Source organism: Providencia sp. PROV032 (assembly GCF_028484875.1).
GTDB classification, from domain to species: domain Bacteria; phylum Pseudomonadota; class Gammaproteobacteria; order Enterobacterales; family Enterobacteriaceae; genus Providencia; species Providencia rettgeri_E.
The window spans coordinates 1-19,537 of the sequence record NZ_JAMPSX010000010.1; the positions used below are offsets into that span (position 1 = coordinate 1).

The following is a 19,537-nucleotide window of genomic DNA, read 5'->3' on the forward strand; positions in this document are numbered from 1 at the left end:
GGGTGATGTACTCGCGTTTCAGATGCTCTTCGGGGTGGTAAAACTGCTTGTCAAATTTGATGTGAGACTCGCTTAATAGCGTCTCAAGAATGTTTGGCACCGTCATATTTTGGAAAATTCGGCTATCTTGCTTAAGCGTCATCACCCACATTTCAGGGCGTATCACAAAGTGATACCAGGTTTTAACCCCATCGGTATTGCCTTGTTCAGCCCCCGCTAAGATACCTTGCACCGTGCGAAGAATTTTTCCATCTCGTTTTACGGTCAGCGAGGAGGCCACACCCAGTACCGTTTGAAAATCAATCTCGGGTAACGGGCTGACCGCCTGAATCGACAATGAAAAGAGTTGGGAAAGCCCTTCTTGCAAATCAAACTGGGTCACTTGAAACGTATTTTCAGGGAGTCCACCAATCGTGCAGGTAAATACTAATCCCGTCCCCATTTCGCCATTCATAATACGGTCTAGCAGTTGCCCATGAGCTTCTTGCAAGGCTTGGTCCTGTGCATAGGTTCTGCCACCCGTGTATCCGCCACCGTGAATAAGTGGGTTATTTTCGGGGCTGCCAAGTCGTTTGTTTTTATTGGGGTCTTTCCAAGACATGGGAGTTTCCTCTACAGGAGAAAAAGCTAAAAACGCAAACGAGCCTCGAAAGGCTCGCTAAATTTGAACTTATGCTTCGAGCGGCGCACGCCAGTCATCCGCACCAGAGGTGCCTGCAACGGTGTGTTCCCAGTCAATTTTACGGTAAGACAGAGACACTTCGATTAACTGCGTGAAATCCGCTTTCGCCGGGTCTTGGCAGTGTGGCATTTGGCAATCGATATTAACGATAGTCGCATCGGTCAGTGTGGTGGTGAAGAAATGCTCTTGTTTACCTTCAACCGATGTGCGGTACCATTTCAGTTCCACTTTCGGCAGCATCTCGCCAGACGCTAATGCGTTATACAGCAGCGGAACGGCTTTGTTTAACGCCACGGTAAAACGAAACGGTTTATGCGCACGCTGGCCTGAAGGTTGACCGGATTGTGGGTCAGTCGGCACAGTCACAACGTGAGAAAACTCTTGCACTAACATTTGGTCTTCATGACCTTGTACATAGATGTTGCCCACAGAATCCGCCGTAAATGCACCGGCAGTGATGTTGCCTTGGGTTTTTCCTTCAATGGAAATATAACATGGAGTTGGCATAGCGATATCCTTTATCCAGAATGACAAATTGGGTTAAGTCGACATAATTATCGATTAATTTCCGTCATCTCAGCCCGTGCGCACGGTAAGATTTGAGTTAAGGATGATAAAAGCAGATGAATAGCGTGTAAATACACGTACTACTTACGTATCTCTCTAGGATAAGTGACTTAGCGTAAACTGGTTGAAATATCGCTATATAATGCTAACAAAAACACCCCAAATAAGTAAAAACAGAATAATCATCGGACAAAAAACAGACTAAACCACGATAAGCCCAGTAAGTTCTAATGTACATAGAAATAAACTATGTTACTAAATATTACAGCCGATAGGCTTGATGTAATGCATTGATTTAAAACAATTAAAATGAAAATCGTCAACTAATTTCACTATCAATGAAATTAACGGTCTAATTTGATAGTGTATTTAACTAGGTACTGCGCAATTACTAGTGATTAATATCGAAAGGTACTTTAGCAAACTGTAAATTTGTATGTTTTCGGAATAATATAGACGCTTCACAATGATTTCGTAAAAAAGCAAATACAACAGAAATCAACATGTCGTTCAAATCATTCAAAAAACACAAAGATCAACAGCCCTCGTGCATTCAAGTTTACGTCTTAGGCTCAATTCTTAACTATTTTTAATATTGAGGTTGCGTATGGGCGTCTATTTAGCGTTAACTAGTGGGCTAGAATCGATTCAACTTTTTATGTTATGCGAATTGCAAAATTAAAGGGGTAGATGTGAAATTAAAGGCAAAAGGGTTCCTATTTGATTTAGACGGTACGTTAGCGGATTCACTCGCAGTTGTTGAACGTTGCTGGTGCAAATTTGGTGAGCGTATTGGTAAAAGTGCGGACGAAGTTATTAGCTATATTCATGGTAAACCTGCAATGACCAGTTTGCGCCATTTTTTACCCGAGGCGAGTGATGAAGAAATTATGGGTTATTTTCGCTGGTTAGAAAAAATGGAAAGCGAAGATGTGGAGGGCGTTGTTGCCTTGCCTGGCGCGATTGCCTTGCTATCACGTTTAAATGAAATCGGGGCTCCGTGGGCCATTGTTACCTCTGGTACAGTGCCAATTGCACATGGTCGTCAGCAAGCGGCAGGCCTACCAGAACCTAAGCACTGGGTGACATTTGAGAAAGTCACAAATGGGAAGCCTGATCCCGAGCCGTTTTTACTTGGGGCTCAAGCACTTTCTCTTCCTGCAAAATCCTGCATTGCCTTTGAAGATGCGCAGGCAGGCATCCATTCTGCATTAACGGCAGGCTGCCAAGTGGTCGCAGTCCATGCGCCAGAAGGCATGCCACGTCGTGATGAAATCCAAGTAATTGTGAGTTCATTAGCACAAATCTCTGTTACGGGGCCTGACAATAATGGTGATTATGAACTTTTCGTGTCTAATTTGACCTAATGGTGATTTAATCAAAGAAATTCTCCGCAAAACATGCTTAACTGAATAAAATTCTTAGCAATGTTTTTTTTCGTCGAAAGGGGATATTTTGAACGGAGAATTGCTGTGGGTCTTGACCCTCCTATTAATTGCGATAGTTTTATTTACCACAAATAAGATCCGTATGGATGTGGTAGCGTTACTTGTCATTGTCGCGTTTGTTTTGAGCGATACTTTAACGCTAGAACAAGCTACCGCCGGTTTTGCTGACCCTAACGTCTTGCTAATTGCCGCATTATTTGTCATCGGTGATGGCCTTGTTCGCACAGGGATAGCCTATCAAATGGGAGACTGGCTTGTTCGCGTTGCAGGAAGCAGCGAAAGCAAAATGTTAGTTTTTTTAATGCTTACCGTCGCTGGGCTAGGGGCTTTTATGAGTTCTACGGGGGTGGTGGCTATTTTTATCCCCGTTGTTTTAAGTGTCGCCTCACGCATGAAAACATCCCCTAGCCGGTTAATGATGCCATTAGGCTTTGCCGGGTTAATCAGTGGGATGATGACATTGGTAGCAACGCCACCTAATATGGTGGTGAACAGTGAATTGGTACGAGAAGGGATCAAAGGCTTTCAATTTTTCTCTATTACCCCGATTGGTATTTTAATTTTATTTGCGGGTATCGCCTACATGTGGCTGACAAGGCGTTGGCTAGGCAGTAATGAAACTGATAAACAACCAGTTAAATATCAGCGTACTTTCCGTGATTTAATTCGAGATTACAAGCTGACGGGCAGAGCTCGCCGTCTTGCTATCCGCAAAGGTTCCCCACTTATTGGCCATACTCTTGATGAGCTGCATCTTCGTTCTCGTTACGAAGCTAACGTGGTAGGGATAGAGCGTTGGCGTAAATTCCGTCGTGTGATGGTCAGCGCTACGGGGGGAACGGAGTTACGCGAGCGAGATGTCTTATTAATTGATATTTCTGTGAGTGATGACGACTTACGTCAGTTTTGTAGCGAACAACTCCTTGAACCCATGATTTTGCGAGGTGATTATTTTTCAGAGCAATCACGAGACGTAGGCATGGCTGAAGTATCGATGAACCCAGATTCCGAACTATTGGGTAAATCGTTAAAGGATATTAAATTTCGTACTCGTTATGGTTTGAACGTTGTTGGTATTCGCCGTGATGGTAAAGCATTGGATGGAAAGTTAGTTGATGAACCGCTTAGGCTGGGGGATATTTTATTAGTCATTGGTGACTGGAAATTAATTCGGATTTTATCAACAAAGCCGCGTAACTTTATTGTCCTGAATCTCGCTGCTGAAGTCGAGGCTGTTGCACCTGCCGCCTCTCAAGCTCCTCATGCTTTATTTTGTTTGGCGCTCATGGTCGCGATGATGGTGACCAATGAAATTCCTAATTTTATTGCTGCGCTGATTGCCTGTTTGCTTATGGGAAAATTTCGCTGTATCGACATGGAAAGCGCGTATAAATCCATTCACTGGCCGAGTATTATATTGATTGTTGGGATGATGCCTTTTGCGCTCGCATTGCAAGAAACGGGCGGGATAGCACTTGCGGTTGATGCATTAATGAAGATAGCTGGGGGGTTAGGGCCGCATGTTATGTTGCTGTGTTTATTTATTCTTTGCGCCACGATTGGTTTGTTTATTTCCAACACTGCAACAGCGGTATTGATGGCGCCAATTGCAATTGCCGCAGCACGTCAAATGGAGGTTTCACCGCTGCCATTTGCCATGGTTGTTGGTATTGCGGCATCAGCTGCTTTTATGACGCCAGTGTCTTCCCCCGTGAATACCTTAGTTCTTGGTCCTGGTGGTTATAAGTTTTCTGATTTTCTGAAGATTGGAGTGCCTTTTACCATTATTGTGATGTTCATTAGTATTGCAGTCATTCCCATTTTATTTCCTTTCTAAATTTAAAATACGATATAAACATCGGCTCTATAACTGAGTTATTTAATCAGTTATAGAGTGCGTTATAAAATATTAATTTATTACTCCAATTAAGATTGGAAAAAAAACTTCTTTTGATAGCATCAAGTTATTCTTAATGAATTTTTTTATTCAATAGGAATAAATGACTAATATTTTTTACAGTTGACTAAAACTGACTCTGTGAAATATAAAAAAGAGGTTATTTAAAATGCAACAAGATAAACATACGGATTTATATAGATTTAAATTGGGTATTTGTGATTTTGAAAATTATTGGGGAGAGCGATTAGTATCAGTTGAAATTATTCATTTCTTATCAGGTATATTGAATAGAAAAGAACAATATAGTGTTTCAAAGACTATCGTGGACATTGCTGATAAAACAAAAGTTTATCATGCGTTATCATTTCCACATCTTAATGGAATAGCAGAAAATTATGATTATTGGCGGGTGAAAATGACGACAGAAAGTGGCAAAACCTATAAAAGCCAAAATCGGTTCTATTGTTCATTATCTGAAAGTGATAATAACAAAGTTATATTAGGTGTTAATGGCGAAGCAAAAACACTTTACGTGGCATTCCCATCATCATCAGGCTGTAGTACACCATTAGTATTGGTCTAATGAATGTATGTAGGAATAGAAGTGTATTCCTACATGTTATAATAGTTACTAATTGCTAATTTCATCTAATGAAAGTGTAAAGCTAGGCACAAAGACTTTCATAAAGTATTCCATTTCTGGGCTATTTCTTTCCGCTAACATTTTTTCTAGGCGCCTTTTGGCTAACTTAAATTCACTGTTGCCTGCGGATAGCTCTTCTAAACATTTTAAGTAGGCACACAGCGTATCCGCTTGCTTAACAATAAAATGCTCTTCTTCTGATTGTATGTCTTCTATCAGCAGCGCTTTAAAATCCTCTTGTAACTCCTCTGGGAGCATATCTAATAGCTTTTGCTGAGCGAATTTCTCTATTTTTTTGTATTCATGGGCAATTTGCTGATTATGATATTTAATCGGTGTTGGTAGGTCACCGGTAATCACTTCGCTAGCATCATGGTACATCGCATACAATGCGATTTTTTCGGCATTGACATTCCCTGCGAATTTACGGTTTTTAATGATTGCGAGCGCATGGGCCACCATGGCTACTTGAAGGCTATGTTCAGAGACATTCTCGATTCGGACATTGCGCATTAACGGCCAGCGGTGGATTAACTTCATTCTAGCTAGGTGGGCGAAAAAGTAGCTCATAAGTCCTCTTTTATGGTGTCTGCAAACAACAAAAATTATAACGGAAATAATGTGACTGTGATATAAATTTATTGTTTTTTAATAAGTTACTATTCAAAGATTATATTTTAACATTTATCAATCAAACTAAGATTATCTTAATAATAACATCTGATTTAGATTGTAAGTTAACTGATATTTTAATTGTGTTGAATTATATAATCAAAAAAATATAATGAATGTTCAATCCAGAAATAAAGAGGCAGTATGAAATATTTTCCATTTATATTATTGGGTTTTTTCCTGGTGGCAATTTATTTTATTTCCATTCTTTAATCATCAGAATAATACAGTCTATTAATGATGGCTAGATTTAGAATATTAAAAGCCTCCAGAATAGGAGGCTTTTATTTTATATATTGACGCTAATTTTATTGGCGATAACCTTCAAGAAAACGGCCAAATTTGCTAATCGCCATTTCAAGGTCGTCCGCATAAGGTAATGTGACAATTCTAAAGTGGTCGGGTTCAGGCCAATTAAATGCGGTCCCCTGAACTAATAGCACTTTTTCTTGCAATAACAGGTCTAAAATCATTTTCTGGTCGTCATAGATATTAAATCGTTTAATATCTATTTTCGGGAACATATAGAGAGCACCTTGCGGTTTGACGCATGAAACGCCCGGTATTTGGTTGATCAATTCCCATGCACGATTACGTTGCTCGTATAAACGCCCACCCGGCTGAATGAATTCGCTAATGCTTTGATAGCCGCCAAGTGCAGTTTGAATAGCATGCTGCATTGGAACGTTAGCACACAGGCGCATCGAGGCCAGCATTTCTAAACCTTCAATATAGCTTTTAGCATGTTTTTTCGGGCCGTTTAATACCATCCAACCTTGGCGGAAGCCAGCGACGCGATACGTTTTAGATAACCCATTGAATGTGATGGTTAATAAATCAGGGGCGAGGGCAGCAATCGAGTGATGTACGGCATCATCATAAAGAATTTTATCATAAATTTCATCAGCATAGATGATAAGGTTGTGCTGACGAGCCAATTCGACAATTTCCATTAATAGATCTTTACTGTAGACCGCACCAGTAGGGTTATTTGGGTTGATAACTACAATACCACGCGTTCTTGGGGTGATCTTTTTACGAATATCTTCAATATCAGGCATCCAACCTTGCTGCTCATCACACATATAATGAACGGCTTTCCCACCAGAAAGGGAAACTGCAGCAGTCCATAGTGGATAATCAGGGGCAGGCACTAACATTTCATCGCCATTATTAAGCAGTGCTTGCATTGCTTGGACGATAAGTTCAGATACACCATTACCAATGTAAACATCTTCTACCGTCATTTCGTGAATACCACGAGCTTGGTAGTGCTGGACGATAGCTTTACGTGCAGAATAGAGCCCTTTGGAATCACAATAGCCTTGAGAGCTTGGCAGATTACGTAAGACATCGACTAGGATTTCATCCGGGGCTTCAAAACCAAACGGGGCCGGGTTACCAATATTGAGTTTGAGGACTTTGTTGCCTTCTTCTTCTAGGCGCTTAGCTTCTTTTAATACGGGCCCACGAATGTCATAGCAAACATTATCGAGCTTACTGGATTTAGTTAGATTATTCATAGTTATCTCATTCCCCTAAGGGTTATATTGGTCGAACCGACTTTATTCCTTTACTGTACTCTTCCCTCAGAAGCTTTTGAAGATGCAAGGTTATTTTTGGTGTAAAAGGTTGGTTTACGCGTAAATGTAATGTTTGGTATCTTATTATATCGCTTAAGTAGGTTGTTAGTTCTTAAAATATGCATTTAGTTGAACTATAATTTTAATATTCTTTGATGTTTTGGAGTATAAAAAGAAAAAAAAGCATAAAAATGCTGAAGAAGGAAAAATTGTATCAAAATGTAATATTAAGCATTGAATGGTTAAATCAGACATGGTTTTTTTGCTGTAATGGCCTTTTTTTATAATAATTAGTGTGTTTTTGTTAGTAATATTGATTGTTTCGAGGTGTTTTTTTTAACGAAAAGTGCTGCTTAAAATTTTAACTATTTGATATTTATATCTATTATAAAATAGTGAAACGAATTTTATAATGTGCTTACATTAAAATAATTGCGATTACATTAAATATGTTACTATTTAGGCGAATCTTATAAAGCACGTTTAGCTTGTTTTTAGTAAAACCTCGCCTTTTTATTAAGATTATTTGATTTTTGGAAGTATGCTATTTGTACACATGGCTTATTATCAATGAATAACGAGCAGGGTGCAAAAAAGTAAAATAATGAGAAGTTATTGCAGATCTATGGATTAGAAATGCACTTGCTTAGTAGTCGCTATAAACTCGCTGATTCTCATGGAGGAGAGCAGAAACACCAGGTAACATAAAATTATATAAGAGAATGAACGATGATAAATTCCAATCGTCCCATCATGAACCTAGATCTTGATTTGCTACGTACTTTCGTTGCTGTCGCTGATCTTAACACATTCGCAGCTGCGGCTGCAGCTGTTTGTCGAACACAATCTGCTGTGAGCCAGCAAATGCAACGCTTAGAGCAATTAGTTGGCCGTGAGCTTTTTGCTCGCCATGGGCGAAATAAGTTGCTCACTGCACATGGATTACAATTACTGGGTTACGCAAGGCAAATACTGCGTGCCAATGATGATGCAACAGCATCATTAACTTATAATGACGCAGATGGTGAATTGCGTATTGGTGCATCTGATGACACCGTCGATATCTTATTACCTTTCTTGCTTAATCGTATCGCGTCTGTTTACCCAAGAATTGCGGTTGAGGTGCGTATTAAACGGGCTCAGTTTATTGAGTCAATGCTCGATAACCATGAGATAGACCTTGCTTTAACAACGGCAAGAATTAGCCATCATCCCAAAACGGCTTTAAGAACAGTGCCTGTTTTGTGGCATAGTGCACCAGATTTTCAATTACGTCCTAATGAGCCTGTCCCATTAGTGGTTATGGACGAAACTAACCCATATCGTAAACTTTGTACGAGTGCACTTGATGACGCAGGTTTGTCATGGCATGTGGCGTATGAAGCCGCTTCTTTACCTGCTGTTCGCGCAGCGGTAAATGCAGAAGTTGGGGTAACAGCAAGGCCTATGGAAATGCAAAATGCGGATTTACGCATCTTGAATGAAACTGATGGGTTGCCACGTTTACCTGATATTCAGTATTGGTTGTATAAGAATGCAGATGAGCAAAAAGATTTTGTTCTTACGGTATTCGATGCGATTGAAAACAAAAAAATCCCTTATGTTGCAACCCCAGTAAGTGAATTGGTGGATATCAACGAAGAAGGTAATTAACTTAATCGATTCAACTTATTACATTAAGCATAATATTTAATCGATTTAGTGTACTGACGGCAATTCCAATTATTTTGGGATTGCCGTTTTTTTATATTCTTTTTGTCCGTTTATTTCTGAATCACTTGTTTGTGATCAATGTGTTATTGCCCGTGTTCAAATAAAATCAATGTGTTAATCACAGTCTAAATAAGCTGCTACTGAGATTGAGATGGCTTTCATTGGATGAATGACTCCCTCACGAGTAGGTTAAGCGGTTTGATGCAGATGAACGTGGCTCGCTGCCGATGACTGAAACGATTATCTCATACAGTGAAACAAAATTTTCAATATTGGGAAATCGCATCGAGAAATTTGTGCTTGCGGGTGTTTAAATAATCCTCAGTGATATTTTTAATAGGTTATCAAATTCAAATTTATCAATTTTTTATCGATATTTGGTCATAAAAAAAACAATTAACCACTTAATAAGTATGGTTAAATAAGAAAGACCATGAAATAATTGTGATGTAGCTGGCATAACCTGAATTTCATTGTTTAGTTAATGATTTGTTATGTTGTTAACAATGTTTTTTTATTGAATAGATAAAATAGCACTGGAATGTCAGGTAGTTACTTGAAGTCATGCGTTAAAAAGAGTTAAGAAGACTTAAAGTTAAATTGAATGCTATGTAAACAATTTGAGTACTTTTTCAATAAAAGTGTGCGTTAGATCAAATAAAAAGCGCAATTTTTCATCTGTTAAGACAGGTTTTTCCTGAGATAATGGTGTAGTAAAAACGAATAATCAGTTAAACTAGTTTGCGTGTTTACTTGAGTATCATTACACTGACACGTTTTAGCAGATTATGGGTACTTTTTGTTGTTCCGTTGTTTTTGTAGTGTGAAGTTTTTGTAACAAATACGGGTTATTTTACTTAATTTAAGTAAGGTAAATTGTAATGAGAGAGGACAAACCAAACGCAGTCAACAGACTGATTTAAGTTTGGTGATATTTTAGTTTGTGATCAATTTTGGTCTTTCTTCTCGATTAACTGGGCAATTGTGGTGCAATACTGCCGTGATGTAAAAAAGAGCAGTTAACACACCATAAGTAATGAGTAAGCAACGAGTATGTCTACATCAATCCTAGCGTTAGCCCATAACTGGGCGTTTGCGATATTCCTTATCGGCACTATCGGTCTTTGTGCTTTCATGTTGGTCGCGGGTCACTTTTTAGGTAGCCGCGCCAAAGCCAGAACAAAACACGTTCCTTATGAGTCAGGTATCGACTCGGTCGGTAGTGCACGTCTCCGCATGTCCGCTAAGTTTTACTTAGTCGCCATGTTTTTCGTTATCTTCGATGTTGAAGCCATGTTCTTATTTGCATGGTCAGTTGCCATCCGCGAAGCCGGTTGGGTAGGTTTCATCGAAGCCGCGATCTTTATTTTGGTATTGTTGGCGGGACTGTTTTATCTCGTCCGCGTTGGGGCATTGGATTGGACTCCAGTCCGTTCCCGCGGAAAAGTAAAGCATCCTAGTGAAGTTATTAAAATCAGCAATCGTCATCCGCAGTAAAAAGCGAGGCATTATACAATGGATTATACGCTCACCCGCATAGATCCGAACGGTGAGAACGACCGTTACCCACTGCAAACCCAGGAAATCGTAACAGATCCACTGGAGCAGCAAGTTGAAAACAGTGTTTACATGGGGAAACTTTCTCATGCACTTCACGATGTGGTTAACTGGGGGCGCAAAAACTCTCTCTGGCCATATAACTTTGGTCTTTCATGTTGCTATGTAGAAATGGTGACTTCGTTCACGGCTGTTCATGACGTCGCCCGCTTTGGTGCAGAAGTACTGCGTGCTTCACCTCGTCAAGCCGATTTCATGGTAGTAGCAGGTACGTGTTTCACAAAAATGGCACCTGTTATTCAACGTCTGTATGACCAAATGCTTGAACCAAAATGGGTTATTTCCATGGGTTCATGTGCCAACTCTGGTGGCATGTATGACATTTATTCTGTTGTACAAGGCGTCGATAAATTTATTCCTGTGGATGTATATATCCCAGGTTGCCCACCACGCCCAGAAGCCTATATGCAGGCTCTGCTTCTATTGCAAGAATCTATCGGTAAAGAGCGTCGTCCGCTGTCTTGGGTCGTTGGAGACCAAGGGGTTTACCGTGCCAATATGCAATCAGAAAGAGAAAGAAAACATGGTGAGCGTATTGCAGTGACAAACCTGCGTACACCAGACGAAATTTAAGGCTTAAAGCCATACAGCGTAACAGAGCAATGTTGTTGCGAAATAATAAACCTGATCAAGCGTTATGGTGAAGAATGATGACAGATCAGATAGCGCAAGCGAGTAGTAACCAGCCAGGATGGCAGACACAGGATCACTTAAACGACCCTGTGCTTCTGGAACTGCGCAATCAATTTGGGCCGGATGCCTTTTCTGTTCAAGCAACTCGCACTGGTATGCCAGTGGTTTGGGTTCGCCGTGAGCAGTTGCTGGAAGTGATTGATTTTCTAAAGAAATTACCGAAACCGTATGTCATGTTATTTGACTTGCATGGGGTAGATGAACGTCAACGAATTCACCGTCAAGGTCTGCCAGAAGCAGATTTTAGTGTTTTCTATCACATCATCTCCATCGATCGTAACCGTGATATCATGTTAAAAGTCGCTCTTAATGAGAAAGACTTAAACGTGCCTTCTATTGTTTCACTGTTCCCGAATGCGAATTGGCATGAGCGTGAAGTGTGGGACATGTTCGGTATAACGTTCCAAGGTCACCCGAATCTACGCCGCCTTTTAATGTCACCAAACTGGGAAGGTCATCCACTGCGTAAGGATTACCCTGCGCGTGCGACTGAGTTCGACCCTTTTGTGCTGACTAAGCAGAAACAAGATCTGGAAATGGAAGCCTTGACTTTCAAACCAGAAGAGTGGGGCATGGCACGCGGAAATGAAAACGAAGATTTCATGTTCCTGAACTTGGGGCCAAACCACCCATCCTCACACGGTGCGTTCCGTATCGTACTGCAATTGGATGGCGAAGAAATTATCGACTGCGTACCGGATATCGGCTACCACCACCGTGGTGCTGAAAAAATGGGTGAACGCCAGTCGTGGCACAGCTACATTCCTTACACTGACCGTATCGAGTACCTCGGTGGTTGTGTGAATGAAATGCCATATGTGTTAGCCGTTGAAAAATTGGCAGGCATTGAAGTGCCAGATCGCGTCAAAACGATCCGTGTCATGCTGTCTGAGTTATTCCGTATCAACAGCCACTTACTGTACATCAGTACCTATATCCAAGACGTTGGTGCGATGACCCCGGTCTTCTTTGCGTTTACTGACCGTCAAAAAGTCTACAACGTGATTGAAGCGATTACTGGTTTCCGTATGCACCCTGCATGGTTCCGTATCGGTGGTGTCGCTCACGACTTACCGCGTGGTTGGGAAAAACTGCTGCGTGAATTATTAGACTGGCTGCCAAAACGTTTAGAGTCTTATGTCACTTCCGCACTGAAAAACTCCATCTTAAAAGGTCGTTCTATTGGGACAGCAATGTACTCAAAAGAGGAGGCGTTGGCATGGGGTGTAACAGGAGCTGGATTACGTGCGACAGGCGTTGATTTTGACGTGCGTAAATGGCGTCCATATTCAGGCTATGAAAACTTTGAATTTGATATCCCTATCGCTCATAACGGTGACTGTTATGACCGTGTGATGATCAAAGTTGAAGAGATGCGCCAGAGTATTCGTATTCTTGAACAATGTTACAAGAATATGCCAGAAGGCCCATTCAAAGCTGACCATCCACTGACAACTCCGCCACCAAAAGAGCGTACGTTGCAGCATATCGAAACCTTGATCAACCACTTCTTACAAGTGTCTTGGGGGCCGGTGATGCCAGCAAATGAGTCATTCCAGATGGTTGAAGCGACGAAAGGTATCAACAGCTACTACTTAACCAGTGATGGCAGCACAATGAGCTACCGTACGCGTATTCGTACGCCGAGCTATGCTCACTTGCAGCAAATTCCTGCGGTTATCAGAGGTAGTTTAGTTTCAGACTTAATCGTCTATCTGGGTAGTATCGATTTTGTAATGTCGGATGTGGATCGCTAACCATGCATAATGAACATAACGAAAATGAGAAGCACAACGAGCTCAATGTCGTGAATGTGTTTGAACCGCAAGTCAATCATGGCTTTGTCTTAACCGAGAAAGAGCGCGAAGAGATTGAAGGTGAGAAACACCATTACGAAGATGCACGTGCTGCCTCAATTGAAGCACTGAAAATTGTGCAAAAAAACCGCGGTTGGGTTGAAGATGGTGCGATCCATGCTATCGCTGACGTCTTAGGTATCCCAGCCAGTGATGTTGAAGGGGTGGCGACATTCTATAGCCAAATCTTCCGCCAACCAGTGGGTCGCCACATTATTCGCTATTGCGACAGTGTTGTTTGCCATATTACAGGTTATCAGGGCTTAGAAGCTGAAATCATTAAACAGCTTAATATTCGCCCGGGTCAAACAACAGATGATGGCCGCTTTACGTTGCTGCCAACCTGTTGCTTGGGTAACTGTGACAAGGGTCCAACGATGATGATCGATGATGACACTCACAGCTACGTGCAGCCTGAGAATATTCAAAAATTACTGGAGCAGTATCCATGACAAATTCTGTTAATCCAGTGATCCGTACTGCCGAAACTCATCCTCTAACATGGCGTTTGCGTGATGACAATCAGCCGGTTTGGTTAGATGAGTACCGCAGTAAAAACGGATACAAAGGTCTTGAGCGTGCGCTCAAAAGTATGGCACCGGATGAAGTTGTGAACCTTGTGAAAGACGCTGGCCTGAAAGGGCGTGGCGGTGCAGGCTTCTCAACGGGTCTGAAATGGAGCCTGATGCCAAAAGACGAGAACATGAAACTGCGTTACTTTTTATGTAATGCGGATGAAATGGAACCGGGTACTTATAAAGACCGCCTATTGATGGAACAACTCCCTCACTTGTTAGTTGAAGGGATGGTTACAGGTGCTTATGCACTTAAAGCCTACCGTGGTTATATCTTCTTACGGGGTGAATACGTTGAGGCGGCGCAGCATTTACGTCGCGCTATCGAAGAAGCCAAAGCGGCAGGTCTATTAGGCAAAAATATCCTCGGTTCGGGTTTCGATTTTGAACTGTTTGTTCACACCGGCGCTGGGCGTTATATCTGTGGTGAAGAAACTGCATTGATTAACTCCTTAGAAGGTCGCCGTGCTAACCCGCGTTCTAAGCCACCATTCCCTGCCACATCAGGTGCTTGGGGGAAACCAACTTGCGTAAATAACGTTGAAACCATCTGTAACGTGCCAGCCATTTTAGAGCACGGAGACCAATGGTATATCGATTTAAGCGCAGGTAAGAGTAAAGATGCGGGTACTAAACTGATGGGCTTCTCTGGCCGAGTGAAAAACCCGGGTCTGTGGGAATTGCCATTTGGCACCACGGCACGTGAAGTGCTGGAAGATTACGCAGGTGGTATGCGTGATGGCCTGAAATTAAAAGCATGGCAGCCGGGTGGCGCAGGGACAGACTTCCTGACCAACGACCACCTCGACTTACCGATGGATTTCGAAAATATTGCCAAAGCAGGAAGCCGTCTTGGGACTGCATTGGCGATGGCGGTTGATCATGAGATCAACATGGTTTCGTTAGTGCGTAACCTAGAAACCTTCTTTGCCCGTGAATCCTGTGGTTGGTGTACACCGTGCCGCGATGGTTTGCCATGGAGTGTGAAAATTTTACAAGCGCTGGAAAAAGGTGAAGGTCAGCCGGGGGATATTGAAACCCTAGAGCAGCTGTGTCGCTTCTTAGGGCCGGGTAAAACTTTCTGCGCTCACGCACCGGGTGCGGTCGAACCGCTACAAAGTGCCATCAAATATTTCCGTGATGAATTCGAAGCGGGTATTTCGCAAAAAGATCTGCGTAACATTGTGCAGATTGCGGGTATCCAGCCCAACCTGCTGAAGCAGCGCTGGTAATTATTTAGCGATTGAGCAACCGCTAAAGAGATTTTTCACGAAGAACGTATTTTTGATTAACGCCTGCTTTATGCGGGCCTTTGGGAAGCATGCTGACTATGGCTACAATATATGTAGACGGCAAAGAATATGACGTAAACGGGTCTGAAAACCTGTTACAAGCCTGTCTTTCTCTCGGGCTAGATATTCCTTATTTTTGCTGGCATCCGGCGCTGGGAAGCGTTGGCGCTTGCCGCCAGTGTGCGGTTAAGCAGTATCAGAACGCAGATGACACTCGCGGTCGCCTAGTAATGTCTTGTATGACACCCGCAACGGAAGGGACTTACATCTCAATTGATGATGAAGAAGCCAAACAATTCCGTGAAAGTGTCGTGGAATGGCTGATGACCAACCACCCTCATGACTGCCCAGTCTGTGAGGAAGGCGGTAACTGCCATCTACAAGATATGACGGTGATGACCGGTCATAATATGCGTAAATATCGTTTTACGAAACGGACTCACATTAACCAAGATCTCGGTCCATTTATTAGTCATGAAATGAACCGTTGTATCGCGTGTTATCGTTGTGTTCGTTACTACAAAGATTACGCAGATGGCACGGATTTAGGGGTTTATGGGGCACATAACTATGTGTATTTCGGTCGTACTGAAGACGGTACGCTGGAAAGCGAATTCTCCGGTAACTTAGTTGAAGTTTGTCCTACTGGGGTATTCACCGATAAAACCCATTCAGAGCGCTATAACCGTAAATGGGATATGCAATTTGCACCGGGTATCTGTCAACAGTGCAGTATCGGTTGTAACACTAGCCCGGGTGAGCGTTATGGTGAAATCCGTCGCATCGAAAACCGTTATAACGGCTCGGTAAACCACTATTTCCTGTGTGACCGTGGTCGCTTTGGTTATGGTTACGTCAACCGTAAAGACCGCCCTCGCCAAGCCGTACTCAATAAAAATGGCGTTAAGAACGTGATTTCGGCTATCGAAGCGATGCAAAGTGGTGCGCAAATTATCAATCAAGCGAAAAAAATGATTGGTATCGGTTCGCCGCGTGCTAGCGTTGAAAGCAACTATGCATTGCGTGCGTTAGTCGGCGCAGAAAACTTCTACTCAGGTATTTCTGCGGGTGAGCAAAGCCGTTTAGCACTGATGCAAAACATTTTGCAAAATGGGGGGATCTATACCCCAACACTGCGTGAAGTGGAAGGCTATGATGCGGTACTGGTATTGGGTGAAGATTTAACTCAGACAGGCGCACGTATGGCGTTATCTGTTCGTCAAGCAGTGAAAGGCAAAGCTCGTGAAATGGCGGCAGCACAGAAAGTGGCTGACTGGCAAATCGCGGCAATCATGAATATTGGTCAACATGCAAAATACCCACTGTTTATCACCAACGTTGATGATACTCGTTTAGACGATGTGGCTGCCTTTAATTACCGTGCACCAGTTGCTGACCAAGCGCGTTTTGGCTTTGCTATCGCCAATATGATTAACGGCGAAGCCCCTGCGGTGAATGATTTACCGGCAGACTTAAAAGCCAAAGTGGAAACCGTTGCTCAGGCATTAGCGGGCGCGAAAAAACCATTAATTATTAGTGGTAGCCACAGTGCAAGCGAGGCAATGATCCAAGCGGCCGCTAACGTGGCATTTGCACTGAAAGCGAAAGGTGCGAATGTTGGGTTATCTTACTTAGCGTCTCATGCCAATAGCTTCGGTCTGGCAATGATGAATGCACAACCACTAGACAGCGCATTAGCTCGTATTGAAGCAAATGAAGCCGATGTGGCTGTCGTTATCGAAAACGACCTGTACCGTCATAGCAGCGTGGATGCCGTCAATAGTGCATTAGCGAAATTGAGTCACTTGATTGTTGCGGATCATCAGCAAACTGACATCATGGATAAAGCAACATTAGTTCTGCCAGCAGCGAGTTTTGCTGAAGCAGACGGTACGTTGATTAACCAAGAAGGTCGTGCACAACGTTTCTTCCAAGTCTTCGACCCAACGTATTACGACAAAGCTATCGTAATGAACGAAAGCTGGCGCTGGATGCATTCACTGCAAACTGAAGCGCAAGAGCGTGATGCAGATTGGTCTCAACTGGACCACGTTATCGCGGATTGCGTTGCTGCCATGCCACAATTCTCAGGTATGGTGGATGCTGCTCCGAAAGCATCTTTCCGTATTCGAGGTCAAAAGCTGGCGCGTGAACCACATCGTTACAGTGGTCGTACAGCGATGCTAGCAAATCAATCTGTCCATGAGCCTCGTCAACCGCAAGATATTGATTCTCCATTTGCTTTCTCAATGGAAGGGAACAACAGCCCAACCGCGCCACGCCAGCAAATTCCATTTGCATGGGCACCAGGTTGGAACTCACCGCAAGCCTGGAACAAATTCCAAGCCGAAGTGGGGGGACATCTATTATTTGGTGACCCAGGTATCCGTTTGTTCAATTCAACAGAAGGTAAATTGGCTTACTTCACTGAAATTCCAGCGGCTTATCAAGCTAGCGAAGCGCAGTGGGTTGTCGCACCTTATTACCACCTGTTCGGCAGTGATGAAATGTCACAGCGTTCAGAGGTGATCCAAGAGCGTATGCCAGAGCCATATATCATGCTGAACACGCAAGATGCTGCGTCACTCGGCCTGTCAGCGGGGACTAACGCTGAGTTTAGCTATGCAGGTCAAGCATTTAACTTGACTGTACGCCTCAGCAATCACTTGTCTACAGGTCAAATTGGCTTACCGTTAGGGATGCCGGGTATCGCACCTTCAATGGCTGGCGTGTCAGTCAATAATCTGCGGAGGGGAGCATGATGGATTGGATTTCGCCTGAAGTGATGGAAGTGTTAATTTCCATCCTTAAATCTGTCGTCATTTTATTGGTTGTTGTGACTTGTGGGGCCTACATGAGTCTGGGAGAACGCCGTATTCTCGGTCTGTTCCAGAACCGTTATGGTCCAAACCGCGTTGGCCCATTTGGGATGGGCCAGTTAATCGCGGATATGTTCAAAATGCTGTTTAAAGAAGACTGGATCCCACAATTTGCGGATAAGAAAATCTTTACACTAGCACCCGTTATTGCATTTTGTTCATTATTCCTCGCGTTCGCTATTGTGCCTGTCAGCCCGACTTGGCACGTGGCAGACCTGAATATCGGGATTTTATTCTTCCTGATGATGGCAGGTCTGGCGGTGTATGCGGTGTTATTCGCCGGTTGGTCAAGTAACAACAAATACTCATTATTAGGTGCGATGCGTGCGTCAGCACAAACCGTGAGTTACGAAGTGTTCTTAGGGCTTTCTTTAATGGGCGTGGTTGCACAAGCAGGTTCATTCAACCTGATTGATATTGTGAACTCCCAAGAAGGCATGTGGAACATTATTCCTCAGTTCTTTGGTTTTGTGACCTTTGCGATAGCGGGCGTTGCGGTATGTCACCGTCATCCGTTTGACCAACCCGAAGCAGAGCAAGAGATTGCGGATGGTTACCACGTTGAATACTCAGGGATGAAGTTCGGTCTGTTCTTCGTCGGTGAGTATATCGGTATCGTAACGGTTTCAGCCCTGATTGTGACGCTGTTCTTTGGTGGCTGGCATGGTCCATTCCTGCCGTCATTCTTGTGGTTTGCTATCAAAACGGGCTTCTTCATGATGATGTTTATCTTGATCCGTGCCTCTTTACCGCGTCCACGTTATGACCAAGTGATGTCTTTCGGTTGGAAAATTTGCCTGCCGTTGACACTGCTTAATCTGCTGGGTACTGCAGCAGTGATTTTATACAACGCTCAGTAAGGGGTGATTGAACCATGACATTAAAAGAGTTATTGGTCGGTTTCGCCACCCAAGTACGTAGTATTTGGATGGTCGGCCTCCATGCGTTCGATAAACGCGAAACGCAAATGTATCCAGAAGAGCCGGTTTATCTGCCACCCCGTTACCGTGGGCGTATCGTGTTAACGCGCGACCCTGACGGTGAAGAGCGTTGTGTTGCGTGTAACTTGTGTGCGGTTGCTTGTCCAGTGGGTTGTATTTCATTGCAAAAAGCCGAGTATGAAGATGGCCGTTGGTACCCTGAATTTTTCCGCGTTAACTTTTCGCGCTGTATTTTCTGTGGTCTGTGTGAAGAGGCTTGCCCAACGACGGCAATCCAATTAACACCTGATTTTGAAATGGCCGATTGGAGACGTCAGGATCTGGTTTACGAGAAAAATGACCTGTTGATTTCAGGTCCGGGTAAATATCCTGATTATAACTTTTACCGTAAATCGGGTATGGCGATTGCAGGTAAAGACAAAGGTGAAGCGGATAACGAAGCGAAACCGATTAACGTCAAAGACCTGTTGCCATAA

General features: G+C 43.0%; 16 protein-coding genes. 12 read left to right on the forward strand and 4 right to left on the reverse strand.

All coding sequences use genetic code 11. The features are described 5' to 3' along the window. Both PSF42_RS08850 and PSF42_RS08855 read right to left on the reverse strand, forming a co-directional pair. On the reverse strand, positions 1–601 hold a 601-nt coding region (locus PSF42_RS08850; RefSeq protein ID WP_272679859.1), incomplete at its 3' end, for a contractile injection system protein, VgrG/Pvc8 family. Between the two features lie 69 nt (positions 602–670). Further along, positions 671–1,189: an Hcp family type VI secretion system effector gene (locus tag PSF42_RS08855; protein WP_004246976.1), complete on the reverse strand. Its 519-nt coding sequence runs from the start codon at positions 1,187–1,189 to the stop codon at positions 671–673. A gap of 752 nt (positions 1,190–1,941) precedes the next feature. Here PSF42_RS08855 and PSF42_RS08860 point away from each other — a divergent pair. The 3 genes from PSF42_RS08860 to PSF42_RS08870 all read left to right on the forward strand — a co-directional run bounded on the left by PSF42_RS08860 (position 1,942) and on the right by PSF42_RS08870 (position 5,180). Continuing rightward, positions 1,942–2,616 carry a sugar phosphatase gene (locus PSF42_RS08860; RefSeq protein WP_125891296.1) on the forward strand — a complete coding sequence of 225 codons (675 nt, stop codon included), beginning with the start codon at positions 1,942–1,944 and terminating at the stop codon, positions 2,614–2,616. A gap of 88 nt (positions 2,617–2,704) precedes the next feature. Then, entirely contained in the window at positions 2,705–4,534 is a 1,830-nt protein-coding gene (locus tag PSF42_RS08865) for an SLC13 family permease (protein WP_125891295.1), read from the forward strand. 229 nt (positions 4,535–4,763) lie between these two features. After that, positions 4,764–5,180, forward strand: a complete 417-nt coding sequence (locus PSF42_RS08870; RefSeq protein ID WP_125891294.1) for a hypothetical protein — start codon at positions 4,764–4,766, stop codon at positions 5,178–5,180. Positions 5,181–5,228: 48 nt separating this feature from the next. On the opposite strand, the gene yfbR is transcribed toward PSF42_RS08870, so the two are convergent. After that, on the reverse strand, positions 5,229–5,810 hold the full coding sequence (gene yfbR, locus PSF42_RS08875) for a 5'-deoxynucleotidase (protein ID WP_272679860.1): 582 nt from the start codon (positions 5,808–5,810) through the stop codon (positions 5,229–5,231). 410 nt (positions 5,811–6,220) lie between these two features. Then, positions 6,221–7,435 carry a pyridoxal phosphate-dependent aminotransferase gene (locus PSF42_RS08880; protein WP_125891292.1) on the reverse strand — a complete coding sequence of 405 codons (1,215 nt, stop codon included), beginning with the start codon at positions 7,433–7,435 and terminating at the stop codon, positions 6,221–6,223. A 789-nt stretch (positions 7,436–8,224) separates the two neighbouring features. On the opposite strand from PSF42_RS08880, the gene PSF42_RS08885 reads away from it, so the two are divergent. The 9 genes from PSF42_RS08885 (at position 8,225) to nuoI (ending at position 19,537) form a co-directional block, all read left to right on the forward strand. Then, positions 8,225–9,148, forward strand: a complete 924-nt coding sequence (locus PSF42_RS08885) for a LysR family transcriptional regulator (RefSeq protein WP_125891291.1) — start codon at positions 8,225–8,227, stop codon at positions 9,146–9,148. A 1,113-nt stretch (positions 9,149–10,261) separates the two neighbouring features. Next, the gene (locus tag PSF42_RS08890; protein WP_004259806.1) at positions 10,262–10,705 is read left to right on the forward strand and encodes an NADH-quinone oxidoreductase subunit A; all 444 of its coding nucleotides are present in this window, start codon (positions 10,262–10,264) and stop codon (positions 10,703–10,705) included. 18 nt (positions 10,706–10,723) lie between these two features. Continuing rightward, positions 10,724–11,398, forward strand: a complete 675-nt coding sequence (locus PSF42_RS08895) for a NuoB/complex I 20 kDa subunit family protein (protein ID WP_004912254.1) — start codon at positions 10,724–10,726, stop codon at positions 11,396–11,398. A 74-nt stretch (positions 11,399–11,472) separates the two neighbouring features. Beyond that, positions 11,473–13,275 (forward strand): NADH-quinone oxidoreductase subunit C/D, encoded by a 1,803-nt coding sequence (gene nuoC / locus PSF42_RS08900; protein WP_413776183.1) that lies wholly within the window; start codon positions 11,473–11,475, stop codon positions 13,273–13,275. Positions 13,276–13,277: 2 nt separating this feature from the next. Next, the gene (gene nuoE, locus PSF42_RS08905; protein ID WP_125891290.1) at positions 13,278–13,826 is read left to right on the forward strand and encodes an NADH-quinone oxidoreductase subunit NuoE; all 549 of its coding nucleotides are present in this window, start codon (positions 13,278–13,280) and stop codon (positions 13,824–13,826) included. Continuing rightward, positions 13,823–15,181, forward strand: a complete 1,359-nt coding sequence (gene nuoF, locus PSF42_RS08910; protein WP_213912534.1) for an NADH-quinone oxidoreductase subunit NuoF — start codon at positions 13,823–13,825, stop codon at positions 15,179–15,181. The genes nuoE and nuoF overlap by 4 nt, the downstream gene beginning before the upstream one ends. 98 nt (positions 15,182–15,279) lie before the next feature. Then, positions 15,280–18,003: an NADH-quinone oxidoreductase subunit NuoG gene (gene nuoG / locus PSF42_RS08915; protein ID WP_213912535.1), complete on the forward strand. Its 2,724-nt coding sequence runs from the start codon at positions 15,280–15,282 to the stop codon at positions 18,001–18,003. After that, the gene (gene nuoH / locus PSF42_RS08920) at positions 18,003–18,980 is read left to right on the forward strand and encodes an NADH-quinone oxidoreductase subunit NuoH (RefSeq protein ID WP_004912244.1); all 978 of its coding nucleotides are present in this window, start codon (positions 18,003–18,005) and stop codon (positions 18,978–18,980) included. Before nuoG ends, nuoH begins: the two co-directional genes overlap by 1 nt. Before the next feature lie 14 nt (positions 18,981–18,994). After that, positions 18,995–19,537 carry an NADH-quinone oxidoreductase subunit NuoI gene (gene nuoI / locus PSF42_RS08925; RefSeq protein WP_272679861.1) on the forward strand — a complete coding sequence of 181 codons (543 nt, stop codon included), beginning with the start codon at positions 18,995–18,997 and terminating at the stop codon, positions 19,535–19,537.

Excerpts from the sequence above, each read along its gene's own strand:
- nuoF (WP_213912534.1), top strand. The coding sequence starts at position 13,823 with ATGACAAATTCTGTTAATCCAGTGATCCGTACTGCCGAAACTCATCCT.
- PSF42_RS08885 (WP_125891291.1), top strand. The coding sequence starts at position 8,225 with ATGATAAATTCCAATCGTCCCATCATGAACCTAGATCTTGATTTGCTA.
- nuoE (WP_125891290.1), top strand. The coding sequence starts at position 13,278 with ATGCATAATGAACATAACGAAAATGAGAAGCACAACGAGCTCAATGTC.
- yfbR (WP_272679860.1), bottom strand. The coding sequence starts at position 5,810 with ATGAGCTACTTTTTCGCCCACCTAGCTAGAATGAAGTTAATCCACCGC.
- PSF42_RS08890 (WP_004259806.1), top strand. The coding sequence starts at position 10,262 with ATGTCTACATCAATCCTAGCGTTAGCCCATAACTGGGCGTTTGCGATA.
- PSF42_RS08880 (WP_125891292.1), bottom strand. The coding sequence starts at position 7,435 with ATGAATAATCTAACTAAATCCAGTAAGCTCGATAATGTTTGCTATGAC.
- PSF42_RS08855 (WP_004246976.1), bottom strand. The coding sequence starts at position 1,189 with ATGCCAACTCCATGTTATATTTCCATTGAAGGAAAAACCCAAGGCAAC.
- PSF42_RS08870 (WP_125891294.1), top strand. The coding sequence starts at position 4,764 with ATGCAACAAGATAAACATACGGATTTATATAGATTTAAATTGGGTATT.
- nuoI (WP_272679861.1), top strand. The coding sequence starts at position 18,995 with ATGACATTAAAAGAGTTATTGGTCGGTTTCGCCACCCAAGTACGTAGT.
- PSF42_RS08895 (WP_004912254.1), top strand. The coding sequence starts at position 10,724 with ATGGATTATACGCTCACCCGCATAGATCCGAACGGTGAGAACGACCGT.
- nuoC (WP_413776183.1), top strand. The coding sequence starts at position 11,473 with ATGATGACAGATCAGATAGCGCAAGCGAGTAGTAACCAGCCAGGATGG.
- nuoH (WP_004912244.1), top strand. The coding sequence starts at position 18,003 with ATGGATTGGATTTCGCCTGAAGTGATGGAAGTGTTAATTTCCATCCTT.
- nuoG (WP_213912535.1), top strand. The coding sequence starts at position 15,280 with ATGGCTACAATATATGTAGACGGCAAAGAATATGACGTAAACGGGTCT.